Below are 16,616 nucleotides of genomic sequence, written 5' to 3' on the forward strand. Positions count from 1 at the left end.
CGGACCCACGACGCGCCCGTCAGGTGACGAGCTCGGAGAACCGCGCGCGGAGGAGCGCGCTGCCCGCGTCGAGGGCGCAGCTCTCGCAATACCCCATCGCGATGAGCCGATCGAGCGCGGCGAGCGCGTTCTTGCGTTGCTCGTCGCGCAGGCCGCCGAAGAGGGGCTCGTCGCGTACGCCCTGCGCGGCGTGGTTCGCGCGATCGCGCAGGATGGCCACGAGGTCCCGGCAGAGCAGCGCCACGGCCTTGCGCCGCTCCGTGAACACGGCCTCGCGCAGCTTGCGGATCTGCTGCGGGAAGACCACGGCGTTGACGACCCGCTCGCCAGGGTGATCGATGGCCCAGGCCGCGATCATCGCGATGAGCCCGCGGCGGTGATCGTCGTGCTTGCCGCGCACGCCGAGCAAGCCCTCGATCTCGCGCATCATGCGCTCGTCGGCGCCCTCGAAGTCCCCCGTGTGCGGGTTTCGAATCTTCTCGCCCTTCACCCACGCGCCGACGTGCTGCACGTACCGATCGAAGAGCTCGCCGTAGCGCGTCTCGTCGACGAGCCCGCTCGCCGAGCGCATCTCCTCCTCGAGTGTGTCGAACAGCCGTGCGCGCACGACGTCGCGGAAGAGTTTGTGGTCGTGGTAGCCGCCCGCGAGCGCGCGCTCCTTGAGCCAGTCGTACTCCGAGGTCCGCTTGCAAAGCTCGTCGAGCTCGGTGAGGACGGCGAACGGCGACAGGCAGCCGTGATCCCGGTTTTGCGCGGCGTCGAGGAGGAGCGAGCGGATCTCGCGCGGCGAGACACCCGAGCGCCCCTCGAAGTCGACGGTGGCATCGGTCTCCTGGTAGAGCGCGCGGATGTTCGCGCGGAGCAGCTTCTGCGAGTCGCCGTCAAGCCGCTCCGGCGGTGTCCCCGTCGCGTACGCCTCCATCTTCTCGGCCGCCGTCAGCGACGAGACGATCGGCGCGAGCGCCTCGGGATACCGTTTCGCCTCCGGCTGCCGCATGCGCGTGAGCACGGCGAACTGAGCCGCCACGCGCGTCGCGTGCGGCGCGACGTGCCGCGTGACGAACGGCGCGATCTGCGCGTCGTAGATGTGTTGCTCGTCGAGGTAGCTCCGCAGGTAGGGCGCGCGGAGCAGCTCGAAACGACCGCGGAAGCTCGGGAACTCGGGGTGCTCGCGGAAGGCGTTCAGGTGAATGTCGTTCGCGCTGCCGATCATGACCACGTTCGTCTGGATCGTCTGCTGCGGCAGGCTCACCTCGCCCGTCTCCAGCGTGAGCTGCAGGTAACGGAACGCGTCGAGCGGCCTCTTCAGCAAATCGCTGAACTCGAGCACGCCGCCCGAGGCCTCGACGAGATCCCCGTGCGCCTCGAAGAGGGTCCGCGCCTGGAGCGCCGTGGGCAGCGCGGCGAGCGAGCGATCGGCCGTGATCTGCCGTTCGCCCGCGTCGACGCTGAGCTCGGGGCCGATGGTGACCGCGCCCGTGCGGTACCGCCGCGAGATGAACCAACGCTCGACTTGAACGTGCCGCAGCACATCGGCGAGCGAGCCCTCGTAGGAGACGAGCAGCGCCTCGATGATCTGCTGGTTCTTGTGCGAGAGTTTGCCGCTCATGAGCCAGTCGGGCGGCGCGTCTGCAATCCCGGCTTCCTCGTAGAGCTTCTTCAAGAGCTCGCGACGCTCCGGCACGGGGATCAAGAAGAGCGGATGATCCCGCAGCTCGCTCACGAGGCGCGCGTCGATCTGCGTGTCTTCGAGGTGCGCGAAGCTGCCGCCGATCGGAGCAGCGGCCCCCTCGCCGCCGAAGCCGATCGCCCCGCGTGTCGTCTTGCGGCTCGGGAACACCCAGTGAAACCGGTAGACCGCGCCCTCGTCGAGCGTCGAGTAATGCTCGAGCGCGCGCAGGATGCAGCCGGCGATCGTGCTCTTGGCCGATCCATTCGGGCCGTGCATCAGGACGAGCCGATTCGCCCTCCCCTCCTGCACGAAGTTCGAGAGCGCGCGGTAAATCTCGCCCTGCAGCTCCTCGTGCCCGATGAGCGCCGCGTCGCGCCCGTGGTACGGCGCCCGGCGCGCGCTCGTCGCCGGCGACCGGAGCGGCTCGGGCTCCCAGGGCAGATCAAAGAGGCGGTAGCGCGTGCACTCGCCCCAGGGACGCTTGACCGGGTACGTCCCGAAGTGGTCGAACATGTCGCGCACGTACCGGGCTGAATCACGCCCGTGGCGCGCGGGATCCGATGCGAAGAGCTCCAGGTACTCCTGGAAAGAAAGCAAGCGCCGTCCCGTTTGGAAGCGGCGCTGCATCGAAATGACCAGGTTGGAAAGCTCGGCCAGCGCGAGCTCGGACCTGCGGCTTGCCCGGGCGTCGGACTCTTTCACCCCGGGAGTTTAGCCCCCGGCTTACTTCACGTCGACGTCGACCTCGAGCTCCACCTTCTCCATCACGCAGTTCGCCGCGCTGCAAACGCTCATCGAGAGCGTGCCGGCGATCTTCGCCTTGCCCGCCCGGGACGCCACGAACGGCACCTTGAACGATCCCTTCTTCTCGTCGAACGTCCCGTCCTCGCGCTTGAGCAAGGGCTTCGGATACGTGACGCCCTCGGGCGCGGGATCGACGAGCTTGAACTTGTACGGGTACTGATCGTTCATGTGATACGCGCCCTTCGGCACGATCGTGATCTCGAGCGTCCCTTCCTTGCCCGCTGCGTACGGGCCCGTCGCCTTCATCTCGACCGCGTAGGTATCGCTCTCGGCCTTGGGGCCCTTGGCGACGGCCGCAACGTTCGTCTCTTCGCCGCGCTGCGTGGCGGCTTCACTCCGGCCACATCCGGAGGCGAGCACGAACGAGAGGCCCGAGAGGGCCACGAGGCACGCGAGGGTGGAGAGAGGACGGCGCATCGAGGGCTTGTTCATGAGGGCTCGGAATACCACGGCGGTTTGCTCCTGACCACGGGCGGAGGGTCGACGGAAACACCCGAACGGCACGGGTTCGACGGAAGGGCCGCCCAAGCCATGCACGAGCCCGGTGTTCAGCGCGCGCCGAGCACCACAATCAGCAAGGCGACGAGGACGACGAACACGATGACAGGAAAAAACCAGCGTGGTCGTGTGGTCGGGACCGAGACGGTGTCCTCCGGGAACGCACCTTGCCCCGTCGCCGCGGCAGCGCCCGCAAAGGCCGCATCCATCGCGCTCAGATCCCCAGCCGCGCCCTGCTCCTCTTCGAGCCGCGCGAGCAGCCCGGGGAGGCCCACGCGGATGCGCTCGCCGAGCTCGGCCTGTGTCGTCCGTGCCCACGCCGCGTGGCTGCCTTCGAGCCCGTACGCATGGCCGATCCGATCCGCCAGCGCGCCGACCGTGGGGATGCGGTCATCGGGCTCCTTCGCGAACGCATGATCCATCACCGCGTCGAGCGTGCGCGGGACGCCGTGCGCGCGGCCCACCTCGCTCGGCGGGCGGTGCGGCCGCGTCATGATGCTGAGCAGGATCTGCGGGCCTGATTTGCCCTCGTACGGGACCTTGCCCGTGAGGCATTCGTAGGTGATCGCCGCGAGCGACCAGACGTCGGCGCGATGATCGAGCGAGACGAGCCCCTGCGCTTGCTCGGGCGACATGTAGAAGGGCGAGCCGATCGTCGTGCCGACCGCGGTGATCTTCTTCGCGCCCACGGAGTTGTCGCGGACGCTGCCGAAGTCGAGGAGTTTGACCTCGTCGCCGCCGCAGAGAAAGACGTTGTCGGGCTTGAGGTCGCGGTGGACGGTCTTGCGCTCGTGCGCGGCTGCGAGGCCAAGCGCGACCTGCGAGACGAACCGCACGACACGCTCGGGCGACAGCACCTTTTCGCGGCGCATGAGCACGCGGAGCTCCTCGCCTTCGAGGTACTCCATCACGATCACGTAGTTGTTCTCGGCGTCGTGCTCGAACGCGTGGACACGCACGACATGCTCGTGCGGCAGGACCGCGCTGACCTCGAACTCGCGCTTGAACCGCTCGATCGCCACCGGATCCTGCGCGACCTCCTCGTGCAGGATCTTCAGCGCGACCGAGCTCTTCTCCTCGCGGTCGAGCGCCTGGTAGACGCGGCCCATGCCGCCCTCGGCGATGACGCGCCAGATCTGGTAGCGCCCGCCGCACACCGCGCCGCCGACGCGCGGATCGCTCGGATCCGGCTTCGGCGAGACCTCGTCGGTCCCCGCGAGCTTCTGCCCTTCGAGCGGGCAGAAGTCCGCGTCATCTTCGTAGAGGCGATGGCAGGTGGTGCAGGCTTTCACGCGCCGCGAGGGGATCGGACGAGACCGACGAATCGGAGGATCAGGCGCGTGACGAAGTCGAGCTGCCCTCGGCGGCGGCGTCGCCCTCCGGGGCCCTCACCGGCGCGGGCGTGTAGTAGAGGATGCGGCGGCAGTGCGGGCACTGCTCGAACTCGGCCTGGCGCAGCATCTTCTGAAACATCATCGGCGGGATGGTCAGATGGCAGCCGAGGCAGGTGCCGTCGTGCGTGGCTGCGATCGGATGCGGGCGCCGCGTGCGGACCGACTCGTAACGACGGTAGAGCATCGTCGGCAGCTTCTTCACGGCGAGCTCGCGCTCCTTCACCCGCGTCGCGCGCTGCGACTCGGCGTCGTCGAGCTGCCGCGTCGTGCCCTCCACCGTGCCTTCGATCTGCTGCACGATGTTGCGGTGCTTGGCGTCGGTCGCGTCGATCGACTTCTTCGCCGCTTCGGTCGCGGTGTTCAGGCGCTCGATCTCTTCCTCGCGATCGCGGTGCAGCTTGCGCAGCTCCTCGATCTCGCGTTGCGCCGCGTTGCTCTCGCGCTCGTTCCTCGACCGCGCGAGCTTCTCGCGCGACCGCTCGATCTGCTGCGTCATCTGGCGCAGCTCGACGCTGAGCTCGCTCCGCGTCTTCTCCATCTGCGAGAGCATCTCTCGGTCCGAACGGAGGCGTTCCTCGAGAACCTTCGCCTCCGCCCGCATCCCCTCCAGGCTTCCCCGCTGCTTGCCGATCTGCTCCTCCAGCCTCCGCAGATCGTCGTCGATGGTCGCGAGCTCTTCGAGGGGTGCGATCTGGTCGCGGATACTCACGTGGATGCTCTGCTCCTTGCGAAAAGGGATAGGCCCACCTGGACTCGAACCAGGAACAGCCCGGTTATGAGCCGGGGGCTCTGACCGATTGAGCTATGGGCCCGTGTTCGCCGAATCGCCCGGAGGCGACCCGGGGGACAAGCTAGTCCAACATCGAGGCCGTTGGAAGGGGAGCGCCGCGTCATCGTTCACTTTGGGCTTGCTCCCCGGAAAGAGCCGTGCGGGCCCCGCGCGAGCGCCGGCGCGCCCGACCTCGAAGCATCGAACTTTCAAGGACTTTCCGGCGCAGGCTTCGAACGCTCGGGGACGTTCCGTGGCGGAAGGTTCATCCGGCCGAGCCGCGGCCGCTTGCCAGCGGGCGCCGGACCTGCCCGCCCCCCGTCCTTCGGGTCGCCGCAGCACCGGAAGCCGACCTGGTAGAAGCTGAACCACTCGTTGTGCGTCGAGGTGATCGGTCGGCAACGCGCGCGGATCGGCCCCCAGTAGCCGCCCTTCAAGGACGAGCGGTACGGCGCTTCGAGGCGCTTGCCCTGGGGGTTGTCGACCCACTCGTCGACGTTGCCCGTCATGTCGTGCACGCCAAAGGGGCTGACGCATCGGTGCAGCTCGCCTGACGCGACGCGGCGATCGAGCCTGTCGACCTCAGCCGAGACGCGGCGCGGATCCGAGAAGGCGTCGAAGTCTGGCGGCTCGACGGGCTTGTCGATGTTGCAGGCCTCGGCGTCACGCTCGGCGCCGTACGGATAGGGCCACATCCCCGGGCCCTCGCAGGCGAACTCCCACTCCTCGACCGTGCAGAGGCGCTTGTCCTCGACCTCGCACGCGCGCCGCGCCTCGTTCCAGTCGGCCATGACCGCTGGCTTGACGCCTTCCATGTTGGGGTACTCGTAAACGTCGATGCAAAAGCGCCGGCGTTCGAGCCGGCCCTCGCAAAGGACCTCGGGGCCGAAGCGCTCGCACACGTCCTTCACGTCTTCGCGATACTTGAGGCATCGATGCCCGACGAACGGGCAGTAGATGCCGTCGACGAGGACCATGCCCGGCCCACACGCGGTCGCGCTCTCCGGGCTCACCTGCACGTACGAAGGAGGAGGCGGTTTTTCCTTCGGCGCGGGCGCGAGCAGCGGCGGAGGAGGCGGCGGCGCTTCGATCGAGGCGGCGGCGGAAGCCGACGGCTGCGCCTCGCGTCGCTCGGCCGCGCGGGGCGAGAGGAGGAGCGCCGCGAGCGCGAGCGAACCCGCGAGCACGAGCGGAAAGACGACGGCCTCGCGTGATCTCACCCGTCCTCGTGGGCCGCGCGATCACCGGGCGAGGCAGGCTCACGCTCGCGGTCGAGGAACGGCTTCGGCGGCGGGGTCTCGACGCCGTCGATCGTGTCCCCGCAGCAGCGGAAGCCTACCTGGTAAAACGCGAACTTCGGGCCGTGCGTCTTCGTCGTGAGCCGACAGGTGTTGCGCACCGGGCCCCAGTAGCCGCCGTTCAGCGTCGAGGGCTGGTTCGTCTCGGGATCGTCGGCGAGGTTGTCCGTCCACTCGTCGACATTGCCGGATAGGTCGTACGCGCCGAACGCGCTGATGCACGCGGGATGCGAGCCGATCGGATCGGCCTGCCAGAGCCGCGCGATCTCGGCCTCGCGGGTGCGCTCGTCGACCATCGCGTTCACGTCGAAGGGGATGGCCGCACGATCGACGTTGCACGGGCTCGGCTGGCGCACGAAGCCCCATGGATACGGCAGCCGCTTCGGCCCCTCGCACGCGAGGATCCACTCGGAGCGGCGGCACAGCCGTTTGCCCACCGACTGACAAAGTTCTTTGGCCTCAAACCAGTTCACATAGACGCGCGGGCTCTCACCGACGCGGTTCGGCCACTCGTGACGATCGATGCAGTACCTGCGTGGATCGGGCTCGCCGCGGCACGGCACCCCGCGGACGTACTCGGCGCAGCCGTGGCCGAGCTCGCTCGATCGACGGCCGCAGCGGTACGCGAGCTTGGGGCAGAAGTCGCCCTCGACGAGCGCCATGTCGGGCGGGCAAGCGGCGCGTACGGCAGGGTCTTCGGAGAAACGATCGGCCGGCGTGAACAAGGGCGCCGCAGAAGTCGCGGGTTCGTCGGGTTCGCGGGGGAGCCGCGCTTCGGGGGAAGGCAGCGCGGGCGCGGGCGCGACGCGCGCGGCCGCGCGGAAGGACACGGCCGAGGTACGTGCGAACAAAGCGAGTCCGCCGACCACGAGGCCGACGCCCACCGAGATCATCACGCTCCTCGTCGTCGTACCCACGAGCTCCGCAGGGCTTCTCGATCGTCGCCCGTCATGCAAGTAGAACCGAGGAACCGCGAGGGGGAAAATTTTCGAGCGAGCAGGCGCGGCGCATCCATCGCGTGCCGTTGAAACGAGGGGGTGCCCACGGAAGGGGTTGGTCCTCGTGCGTCGGTCGGAGAGCCGGGAAGCCGTGGACAACACGGGAGCCCGAGCACGATGAGCGTGCTAGGTGTCGCGGGTCCATGGATCGCCTGGTCATACGCGGCGCTCGCCAGCACAACCTCAAGGACGTCAGCCTCTCCCTCCCGCGAGATCGCTTGGTCGTCATCACCGGCCCGAGCGGCTCGGGGAAGTCGTCGCTCGCGTTCGACACGATCTACGCCGAGGGACAAAGGCGGTACGTCGAGTCCCTCTCGGCGTACGCGCGCCAGTTCCTCGAACAGCTCGCCAAGCCAGACGTCGAGTCGATCGAGGGGCTCTCGCCCGCGATCGCCATCGAGCAACGCGCGCTCGCGAAGAGCCCACGCTCCACGGTCGGGACCGTCACGGAAATCTCGGACTACCTGCGCCTGCTCTTCGCGCGCGTGGGCACGCCGCACTGCCCGAGCTGTGGCGCGCGGATCGAGGCGCAGACGGTGCAGCAGATCGTCGACCGCATCCTCGGCCTCGGCGAAGGCGCGCGCGTCACCGTGCTCGCCCCGATCGCCCGCGCCCGCCGCGGCGAGCTCAAGCTGGAGCTCGATCGCCTCCGCCGCGAAGGCTTCGTTCGCGCGCGGATCGATGGAGAGGTCGTCGATCTCGGCGACGAAATCGTCCTCGATCGGACGAAGGCGCACGACCTCGACGTGGTGATCGACCGCATCGTGGTGAAGGAGGGCGTGAAGGGCCGGGTCACAGACTCGGTCGAGCTCGCGTTGAAGCTCGGCGAAGGGCGGCTGCTCGCGGATCCGTCGACCGAGCGATCCCGCGCCGAGCCGATCTGGATGAGCGAGCGCTTTGCCTGCATCGCCTGCGGCATCTCGCTGCCGCCGATCGAGCCGCGGATGTTCTCGTTCAACGGGCCGCACGGCGCCTGCCCTGCATGCGACGGCATCGGCTTCCGCACGCGGATCGATCCGGAGCGCGTTGTGCCGGATCCGAAGCGCACGCTGCGCGAGGGGGCGATCGTCGCGTGGGGGCGGCGCGGCTCGCTCGCGCTCTCGACGGAGACCGAGCGGGCGGTGAGCTCGCTCGGCGTGAACCCGGACGTGCCGTTCCGCGATCTCTCGGAGGCCGATCGCAAGGCGCTCCTCTTCGGGGCGGAGGCGACCGCGGCGAAGGGGCGGAAGAAGGCGAAGGAGGGCTACGAGGGGATCGTACCGCGGCTCGAGCGGCAGCTCGAACAGGGCGAGGGCGTCATCTCCGGCGAGGACGACGACGATCTCGACGACGACATCGCGGGCTCCGAGGACATCGGTCGGTACGCGGTCACGCGCGTGTGCGACGTCTGCAAGGGCAAGCGCCTGCGGGCCGAGGCGCTCGCGGTGAAGATCGCCGACAAGAACATCGCGGACATCGGCACGATGGCCCTGCGCACGGTGCGCTCGTTCCTGGAGACGATCGCGCACAAGGACGGGCCGCTGCAGCCGCGAGAGCGGGCGATCGCCGAGCCGCTCTTGCGCGCGGTGATCGCGCGGCTCGGCTTCCTCATCGACGTGGGCATCGACTACCTCACGCTCGATCGATCCGCGCAGACGCTCTCCGGCGGCGAGGGACAACGCATCCGGCTGGCGACGCAGATCGGCGCGGCGCTCGTGGGCGTGCTGTACGTGCTCGACGAGCCGAGCGTGGGCCTGCACGCGAGGGACAACGCGCGGCTGCTCGAAGCGCTGCGCCGGCTCGTGGATCTTGGCAACAGCGTGGTCGTGGTCGAGCACGACAGGGACGCGATCCTCGCAGCCGATCACGTGGTCGACATGGGGCCGGGGGCTGGCTTGCACGGCGGCAAGGTCGTGGCCGAGGGGACGCCGGCGGAGATCGCGAAGAACCCGGCGTCGGTCACCGGGCCCTGGCTCTCGGGCGACAAACACCTGCCGATCCCGACGAAACGACGCAAGGGCGACGGGCGCGTGATCAAGCTCGTCGGCGCGCGCGCGCACAACCTCACGGGCGTCAACGTGGAGATCCCGGTCGGCGTGCTCTGCGCGGTCACGGGCGTCTCCGGCTCGGGCAAGTCGAGCCTCATCGTGGACACGCTCCTGCCTGCGGCGCGCGCCGCGCTCTACCGCACGAGCGCGCCGATCGGCGAGTGCGACGGCATCGAGGGCCTCTCGCACATCGACAAGGTCATCTCCATCGATCAGGCGCCCATCGGGCGGACGCCTCGGTCGAACCCGGCCACGTACACCGGCGTCTTCAGCTTGCTGCGCGAGATCTACGCGGGTTTGCCCGAGTCACGCGCGCGCGGCTACAAGGCGGGACGCTTCTCGTTCAACGTGAAGGGCGGGCGCTGCGAGTCGTGTCAAGGCGATGGCGTTCTCCGCGTCGAGATGCACTTCCTGCCGGACGTGTTCGTCACGTGCGAGACCTGCGGCGGCAAACGATACAACCGCGAGACGCTGGAGGTGCTCTACCGCGGCATGTCGATCGCCGACGCGCTCGAGCTCACGGTGGATCAGGCGATCGAGCAGTTCGAGGCGATCCCGCGCGTGCGGGAGCGGCTCCTCGCCCTCGCGCGCGTGGGGCTCGGCTACATCCGGCTCGGACAACCGGCGACGACGATCTCCGGCGGCGAGGCGCAGCGCGTCAAGCTCGCCCGCGAGCTCGCGCGCAAGGCCACGGGGCGCACGCTGTATGTCCTCGACGAACCCACGACGGGCCTGCATTTCTCGGACATCGAGGTGCTCATCGGGGCGCTGTCGAGCTTGCGGGATGCGGGGAACACGGTCGTGGTGATCGAGCACAACCTCGACGTGGTCGCGTGCAGCGACTGGGTGATCGACATGGGGCCGGAGGGAGGCGAGCGCGGCGGGTTCGTCGTGGCGTGCGGGCCGCCGGAGCACGTGGCCGGCGTCCCGGAATCGCATACCGGGCGGTACCTGCGCGAGGTCCTCGAGGTCGGGCGCAAGCGGCCGGGAAAACGCGCCAAATAACCGAGGACGTCCCGACGAGAGACAGCAGCGACGAACCCGGGGTCGTGCCCCGCCCGAGCGGGGCGCTCAGGGGTTGGGCTTGGCCCAACCCCTGGAACACGAGGGTTGGGCTTGACCCAACCCCCGGCGCAAGAGGGTTGGCTCAGCCAACCCCCGCCCCAATCAACCGAAATCCTTTTCGGCGCGCTCTTGATCCTCTTTGCAGCGGATGCAGAGGCTCGTCTCGGGGCGGGCTTCGAGGCGCTTCTGCGCGATCTCTTCCTCGCACTCCTCGCACTGACCGAAGGTCCCGTCCTCGATCTTGATCAGAGCCTTCTCGATCTTGTCGAGGAACGACTTCTCCCGGCCGCGGAGCCGGAATGTGAAGGATTGCAGATACTCGCTCGAAGCGAGGTCCATCTCATCGGGGAGATCACTCGCATCGAGGGCCATGTCCTCACTCAGCGTCTGCTTTGCTTTCTTGACGATCTCGTCCCGCTTCGCCTCGAGCAAAGCCTTGAACTTCTTGAGCTGGGCCTTGTTCATTGTGCAATTCCCTCGACGTGTCGCCCTCTCGGTGCCCCCCGCTTCATGCAATCCGGGCACCTCGACGAAGTACGGCCACCGACGGACGAATGCCGTCCATTTCCGGCCCTCCCGTGAGGAGGGGGCGGAAGGCTAGGCGACGGTTTCCCTGACGTCAACCACGGTCGAGACCGGCCGAGATGCAGGTTTGACGACTTCCTCTCGACGTGGGACAAAACCTTCCACCTTGCTGGAATTCGACATCAACCGAAAAACGAGTGAACCTCGTGATGCCGCCACGGTCATCGTCGTGCGCGACGGATCGCAGGGGCTCGAGGTCTTCTGTGTGCGCCGTCACGCGAAGTCCGCGTTCATGGGCGGGGCGCTCGTCTTTCCCGGTGGAAAGGTCGATCCGTCAGACCTCGATCCGGGCTGGGAAACCACGGCGACCGCCGTGGACGCGCGGGTCCTGTCGATGGCCACGGAGCGGCCACACGCCCTCGGGCTTTGCGTCGCGGCTTGCCGGGAGACGCTCGAAGAGGGGCGGATCCTGCCGGTGACGCCTGGCGTGGCGGGCGCGGAGCTCGACGCCCTCGCGGCCGAGCTCGTCGCCGGGACGCGGCTGCTCGACGCGCTCGTCCGCCGCGGCAAGCGCCTCGTGCTGGATACACTCGTCCCGTTCGCGCGATGGGTGACGCCTGTGGCCGAGTCCCGTCGGTTTGATGCTCGTTTTTTCCTGCTCCCTTTGCCCGAGGGACAGGAGGGACGGCACGACGACCACGAGACCACGATGAGCCTGTGGGCGCGTCCGTCGGATGTCCTCGACGCCGCGGCGGAAGGGCGTTTCTTTCTCGCGCCGCCGACGTCGCGCACCCTGGAAATGCTCGCGGGCGAGCGAGACGTGCACGGTGCGCTCGCGCTCGCCAGGCGGCAGACGCTCCTGCCGATCTGCCCGGAGTTCGTCCCGGGCGACGGCGATGCTCCGCCTTTCATTGCTTTGCCCGGTGATCCTGCACACTCTGTGCAGGAGCGGCGGATGGACGGGCCCAGCCGCTACGTCCTGCGTGACGGCCGTTTTGCTGCCGAGGACGCGCCCGAGTTCGGCAAAGGATTCGCTTCTCCCGATGTGCCGGGGGTCAAGACGAGCCTCGACGAGCGGGACGTTGCGACTTCGGTGGACGATGGGGGTTCGGGGACTTAGCTCCCTTTTGTGGGAGCGAAGCCCCCGAGAGTGGACTGGGCCGAGGAGGCCGGAAGTCATGGAAGCCAAAGAAAACACGACGCCGACCACGACCACGACGACGACGACGAATCAGCCGGAGCTGTTCACCGCGAGCGACGTGGCGCGGTTTTGCCAGGTGGACCTGAAGACCATCCACAACTGGGCGGACAAGGGGGAAATCCGGCATTTCCGGACGCCGGGCAGGCACCTGCGCTTCCGGAGGCTCGACGTCCTCGATTTCCTGCGGAAGTACGGCTACCCGATCCCCGAGGTGCTCCGCCTCGGCAAGCCCAAGGTCGTGGCCGTCGACGACGATCCGCAGGTGCTCGCCTCGCTCCGCAAGGCGCTGAGCAAGCGCTTCGAGCTGACCACGTTCCAGGATCCCTTCGACGCGCTCGTGGCCGTCGGCAGCATCCAGCCCGACGCCATGGTCTTCGACGTGCGGATGCCCGGGCTCGACGGCGTGAAGTGCCTCGAACGGCTGCGGTCGATCGACACGACCTCCCACATCCGCTGCATCGTCTACTCGGACGCCGAGGAGATGAAGAAAAACGCGACGGAGGCCGGGGCCTACGACTTCATCAAGAAGGGCGAGGCCGCGGAGCTGCGCGACTCCCTGGAGCGGCTGATGGGCCTCGAAAGGGAGTGAGGCGGGCGGTTCATTTGCCTTCGCGGTAGGCGCGGATCGCGTTCGCCACGGCATCGGCGAGCTTCTGCCGATAGTCGGCCGTGGCGAGGCGGGCCTCGTCGTCCGGGTTCGAGATGAACGACGTCTCGAACAGGACCGCGGGCATGTCCGCGCCGACGAGCACGAAGAAGCCCGCGGTCTTCGTGCCCTGATCCTTCGTGTCGGGCCAGCGCACGCCGAGCGACGCGAGCGCGGAGCGCTGGACCAGATCGGCGACATGGCGCGACCGGGCCATGAGGTCGCCGACGTCGAGGTTCGACGCGATGAGCGCCATCTCCTCGTCGATGGAGCGCGCGTCGCCCTCTTCGCCGGTCTTGCGCGGGCGGGAGGCATTTTCCCGGGCAGCGACGCGCATGGCGAGGCCCTCGGGATCCCGCACGCGATCGAGCGAGAACGTCATGGGCCCACGCGCCTGGCCGTTCTCGGACGCGTTGCAGTGGACGGAGACGAAGAGGTCCGCGTGGAACGCATTGGCCCGCGCGGTACGGAGGTCGAGGGGGACGTACGTGTCGTCGTCGCGCGTGAGCAGGGTCTCGATGCCGAGCTCGCGTGAGACGATGGTCGCGGCGCGGTGCGCGATGTCCAGCGTGACGTCCTTCTCCTTGAGGCCCGTGGGCCCGACGGCGCCGGTGTCGTTGCCGCCGTGGCCGGGATCGATGACGATGCGGCGCACCTCGCGTTTGCCCGAGGCGTCCTGTTCGTCCTTCCGAACCGGCGGGCGCGTGCTCACGTCGACGACGATGCGGAACGGGTCAGGCAGGTAGAAGACGCGGCGATACAACGAGGCGGCGAGGTCGAGGACGACGCGGGTGCCGCCGCCCTCCTGGGCGCCGAGGCGGACGCGACGCACGACGCCGCCGACCTCGGTCTCGCGCCGGACGCCCTTGGCGCTCGCGCGGGCGATGTCGACGAACACACGCGCGTCCTTGCCCGCGGCCGCGTCGGCGCCGAGGGTGCCGACCTGAAAGGTGGTCGGGCCACTCAGGTGGATGACCACGCGGCCGCCCTTCTCGGAGCCGAAGGGCTCGAGCGAGACGATCTTCACCGGCTCCTTCGCCGCGGTCGCGTCGCGCGGAGTCACGACGACCTGCCCCTCGGGCGCGACCTGCGCCGAGGAAGTGGTGGAGGGAGGCGCGGACTCGGGGGAGACGGCGCCGGAGGGCGGCGGAGAGGCGGCGAAGGCCGACGGGGACGGCGCGCCGCGCGAGGCCGCTTCCGAGGCGAGGTCACCTTCCCGTTCGAGGGCGCGGAGCGCGCCTCCGCGCGGCCGATAGGCGGACGACATCACGAGGGTGCGTTCGAGCGCGACGTGGCAAGGCGTGCGCGGGGCGAGGACGGCCTGGCGGCGCGAGGCGAGGTAGGTCTCGCGGTAGGAGACGGCGGCGTCGCGGGCGAGCTCGCCGGCGAGCAGGGCGCGGCGGCGATCGGCCTCGCAGCCCTGAAGGGTGCTGGCGGCGGCGCTCGCGGAGGCGGCGTAGAGCTCGAGGGCCTCGCGGGCGTCGGCCTCGGCCTGGTCGAGGCGGAAGGAGCGGGTGCGCAGGTCGCCCGCGAGCATGGCGAGGGCGGCGCCGCGCTCGGTGCGGCCGGCACGGGAAGAGGCGATGGCGACGGCGTCGGCGAGGGCCACGACCTCCGCGCGGGGAGGGAGCGCCGCAGCGGGGTCGAGGAGGGCCAGGGCGCGCTGTTCGTCGCTCGGGGGCGGCGCGGGTGGGCTCGACGCACCCGTGCCGCAGCCAAGGAGCGGCGCCCCAAACGCAAAAAGGATCGCCGCGGCGCGGAGGGCGGAGATACGATGGCAGCGCTGCACCGCGGTACGCCGGTGGACCGCGAACGACGGGGCAGCGACCGCGGCGACCCCCCTCGTCGCGGGGCCCGAGCACATCTTCCGGAGGATCCCCGTGTCCGACTCCACGCCCACCTCGATCCCTATCTACGCCGACCGGCTCTCCGGCGAGAACTTTGCCGACGCGACTGCGATGGTCAACGCGTATCTCCGACGCTACGTCGCGAAATACCTCCCGGCGAGCGACGCGGGTCACGAGGGGCACGTGCTCGACGACGGCGGATACGCCCACGTGCAACGCGGCGCGGTCACGATCGGGATCAACGTGCTCGAACGGCAGGGCGTCCTGATGATCTTCGCGCCCATCATGGCAGTGCCGCCGCGGGGGCGGGAGGGCTTCTACCGGAAGCTGCTCGAGCTCTCGTTCGTGCGCACGAGCGACGCGGCGTTCGCGATCGACGCGGCGCGCGACGACGTGGTGGTGCGGTGCCTGCGGCGCCTGTCCGCGCTCGACTACGAGGAGTTCGAGGACATCGTGACGACCGTGGGGGACGTGGCGGACGAATGGCAGAACAAGCTCGTCGAGGAGTTCGGGGGGAACGAAAAGGCTGCCTCCGCGTTCGGCGACTGACGCTCTGCGCCCTGCCTCCACGATCGACGTCGCTGCGTTGCCGCTCGCACGCGACGGGTGATACGTTCTCGTCTGGTCATGACTGTCCAAGAACCCCAAGCGAAGCCGCCCGTCCCCACGCCGGACGAGCTGGATCGGCTCGCCTTGCAGTACAAGCCGTCCTGGGAGCAAGACGATCCGCCCGTGGCCCTCGTGCCCGAGATCGCGGCGCGTCCGGTCGTGGCCCCGCCGCCCGAGCCGACACGCGCGGCCGAACCGCCTGCACCGCCGGTGGTGAACGGCGCCGCGAAGACGAATGGCGCATCCGCGCCGCTCGTGAACGGAGCCGCGAAGATCGAGGCAGCGAAGGCCGACGAAGCGAAGGTCGACCCGCCGAAGGTCGACGAAGCGAAGGTCGACGAAGCGAAAGTTGACGCGCCGAAGGCCGATGCGGTCAAAGCGGACGAAGCAAACGCCGACGCGCCGAACGTCGACGAAGCGAAGGTCGACGCGCCGAAGGCCGAAGACGCAAACGAGCCGAAGCTCGAAGAAGCGAAGGCCGACGAAGCGAAGGCCGACGAAGCGAAGGCCGACGAAGCGAAGGCCGACGAAACGAAGGCTGACGACGCGCAGCCGGCCGCGGAGCAGGCCGACGACGACGTGCCCGCGATCGCGGCAGCACCTCCCGCGGCAGCGCCTCCCGTGGACGACGCGAGCCTCGCGCGCATGGACGCCGCGATGGCCGACGAGCCGCCCGAGATCCCCGTGAGCGGCCCGCCCAAGGGGATCTTCGTGAAGGTCGCGGTCGCGCTCATCGGGCTCGGCGGGCTCGCGTTCGCCGCGAAGGGCTTGCTCGGTGACGCGGACAAACCCACGCCGCCGCCGGTCACGACAAACGCGGCCGAGGCGCCGAAGCCTGCGCCGAGCCCGACGCAAAACGCAGCGCCCGCGCCGACGGAGACCGTGGAAGCGCGTCCCGTGGAGACCGCCGCCGCGCCTCCCACGCCGGAGCCCCCTGCCCCGACGCCCACGCAGGCCGCGACGACGACGCCCACGAGCGAGCCCGCTGCTGCCGCAACGGCGCCGAAGGTCGAACCTCCGAAGGTCGAACCTCCGAAGGTCGAACCTCCGAAGCCTGTCGAGACGGCTACCGCCACCGCGAAAAAACCCGCTGCGTCTGCACCAACGACGGCAAAAACTGCGGCGCCCAAGCCCCCCGCGACAACCCCCCCGAAGCCCGGCGGCGGCATCATCCGCGAGACGCCGTTCTGAGCGCGCGCTAATCGCTTGCCCGTGCCCTCCTCGGGGTGCGAAGAATGCCGACACGAAGACCGCATCGCTGCG

Annotated in this window: 13 protein-coding genes and 1 tRNA gene; 5 read left to right on the forward strand and 9 right to left on the reverse strand. The window is 69.2% G+C overall.

Features of this window, described 5'->3' with window-relative positions; genetic code table 11:
- Positions 1–19: 19 nt before the first annotated feature.
- The 7 genes from POL67_RS29955 to POL67_RS29985 all read right to left on the reverse strand — a co-directional run bounded on the left by POL67_RS29955 (position 20) and on the right by POL67_RS29985 (position 7,328).
- Positions 20–2,374 (reverse strand): PrkA family serine protein kinase, encoded by a 2,355-nt coding sequence (locus POL67_RS29955; RefSeq protein WP_271923274.1) that lies wholly within the window; start codon positions 2,372–2,374, stop codon positions 20–22.
- A 21-nt stretch (positions 2,375–2,395) separates the two neighbouring features.
- Positions 2,396–2,908: a hypothetical protein gene (locus POL67_RS29960; protein ID WP_271923276.1), complete on the reverse strand. Its 513-nt coding sequence runs from the start codon at positions 2,906–2,908 to the stop codon at positions 2,396–2,398.
- A gap of 116 nt (positions 2,909–3,024) precedes the next feature.
- A complete protein-coding gene (locus POL67_RS29965; protein WP_271923278.1) occupies positions 3,025–4,266 on the reverse strand; it encodes a serine/threonine-protein kinase in 1,242 nt (413 codons plus the stop codon).
- Between the two features lie 40 nt (positions 4,267–4,306).
- Positions 4,307–5,077, reverse strand: a complete 771-nt coding sequence (locus POL67_RS29970) for a zinc ribbon domain-containing protein (protein WP_271923280.1) — start codon at positions 5,075–5,077, stop codon at positions 4,307–4,309.
- A 29-nt stretch (positions 5,078–5,106) separates the two neighbouring features.
- Positions 5,107–5,180 (reverse strand) — tRNA-Ile (locus tag POL67_RS29975).
- 166 nt (positions 5,181–5,346) lie between these two features.
- A complete protein-coding gene (locus POL67_RS53765; RefSeq protein WP_271923282.1) occupies positions 5,347–6,357 on the reverse strand; it encodes a formylglycine-generating enzyme family protein in 1,011 nt (336 codons plus the stop codon).
- Complete coding sequence (locus tag POL67_RS29985; RefSeq protein ID WP_271923284.1) at positions 6,354–7,328, reverse strand: formylglycine-generating enzyme family protein; 975 nt, start codon at positions 7,326–7,328, stop codon at positions 6,354–6,356. Before POL67_RS29985 ends, POL67_RS53765 begins: the two co-directional genes overlap by 4 nt.
- A gap of 248 nt (positions 7,329–7,576) precedes the next feature.
- On the opposite strand from POL67_RS29985, the gene uvrA reads away from it, so the two are divergent.
- Positions 7,577–10,465: an excinuclease ABC subunit UvrA gene (uvrA, locus tag POL67_RS29990; RefSeq protein ID WP_271923286.1), complete on the forward strand. Its 2,889-nt coding sequence runs from the start codon at positions 7,577–7,579 to the stop codon at positions 10,463–10,465.
- Positions 10,466–10,627: 162 nt separating this feature from the next.
- Here uvrA and POL67_RS29995 read toward each other — a convergent pair whose 3' ends face one another.
- Entirely contained in the window at positions 10,628–10,990 is a 363-nt protein-coding gene (locus POL67_RS29995; RefSeq protein ID WP_136929978.1) for a TraR/DksA family transcriptional regulator, read from the reverse strand.
- A gap of 226 nt (positions 10,991–11,216) precedes the next feature.
- On the opposite strand from POL67_RS29995, the gene POL67_RS30000 reads away from it, so the two are divergent.
- Positions 11,217–12,170, forward strand: a complete 954-nt coding sequence (locus tag POL67_RS30000) for an NUDIX hydrolase (RefSeq protein WP_271923289.1) — start codon at positions 11,217–11,219, stop codon at positions 12,168–12,170.
- Positions 12,171–12,228: 58 nt separating this feature from the next.
- Entirely contained in the window at positions 12,229–12,840 is a 612-nt protein-coding gene (locus POL67_RS30005) for a response regulator (RefSeq protein ID WP_271923292.1), read from the forward strand.
- Between the two features lie 10 nt (positions 12,841–12,850).
- Here POL67_RS30005 and POL67_RS30010 read toward each other — a convergent pair whose 3' ends face one another.
- Positions 12,851–14,791 carry an N-acetylmuramoyl-L-alanine amidase gene (locus tag POL67_RS30010; protein WP_271923294.1) on the reverse strand — a complete coding sequence of 647 codons (1,941 nt, stop codon included), beginning with the start codon at positions 14,789–14,791 and terminating at the stop codon, positions 12,851–12,853.
- Between POL67_RS30010 and POL67_RS30015 the strand changes: the two genes are divergently transcribed.
- Positions 14,778–15,293, forward strand: a complete 516-nt coding sequence (locus tag POL67_RS30015; protein ID WP_271923296.1) for a YbjN domain-containing protein — start codon at positions 14,778–14,780, stop codon at positions 15,291–15,293. The two genes, POL67_RS30010 and POL67_RS30015, sit on opposite strands and share 14 nt — an antisense overlap.
- Positions 15,294–15,371: 78 nt before the next feature.
- On the forward strand, positions 15,372–16,544 hold the full coding sequence (locus POL67_RS30020; protein WP_271923298.1) for a hypothetical protein: 1,173 nt from the start codon (positions 15,372–15,374) through the stop codon (positions 16,542–16,544).
- Positions 16,545–16,616 lie beyond the last annotated feature (72 nt).

Origin of the sequence: Polyangium mundeleinium, assembly GCF_028369105.1 — a bacterium.
In the GTDB taxonomy this organism is placed as follows: domain Bacteria; phylum Myxococcota_A; class Polyangia; order Polyangiales; family Polyangiaceae; genus Polyangium; species Polyangium mundeleinium.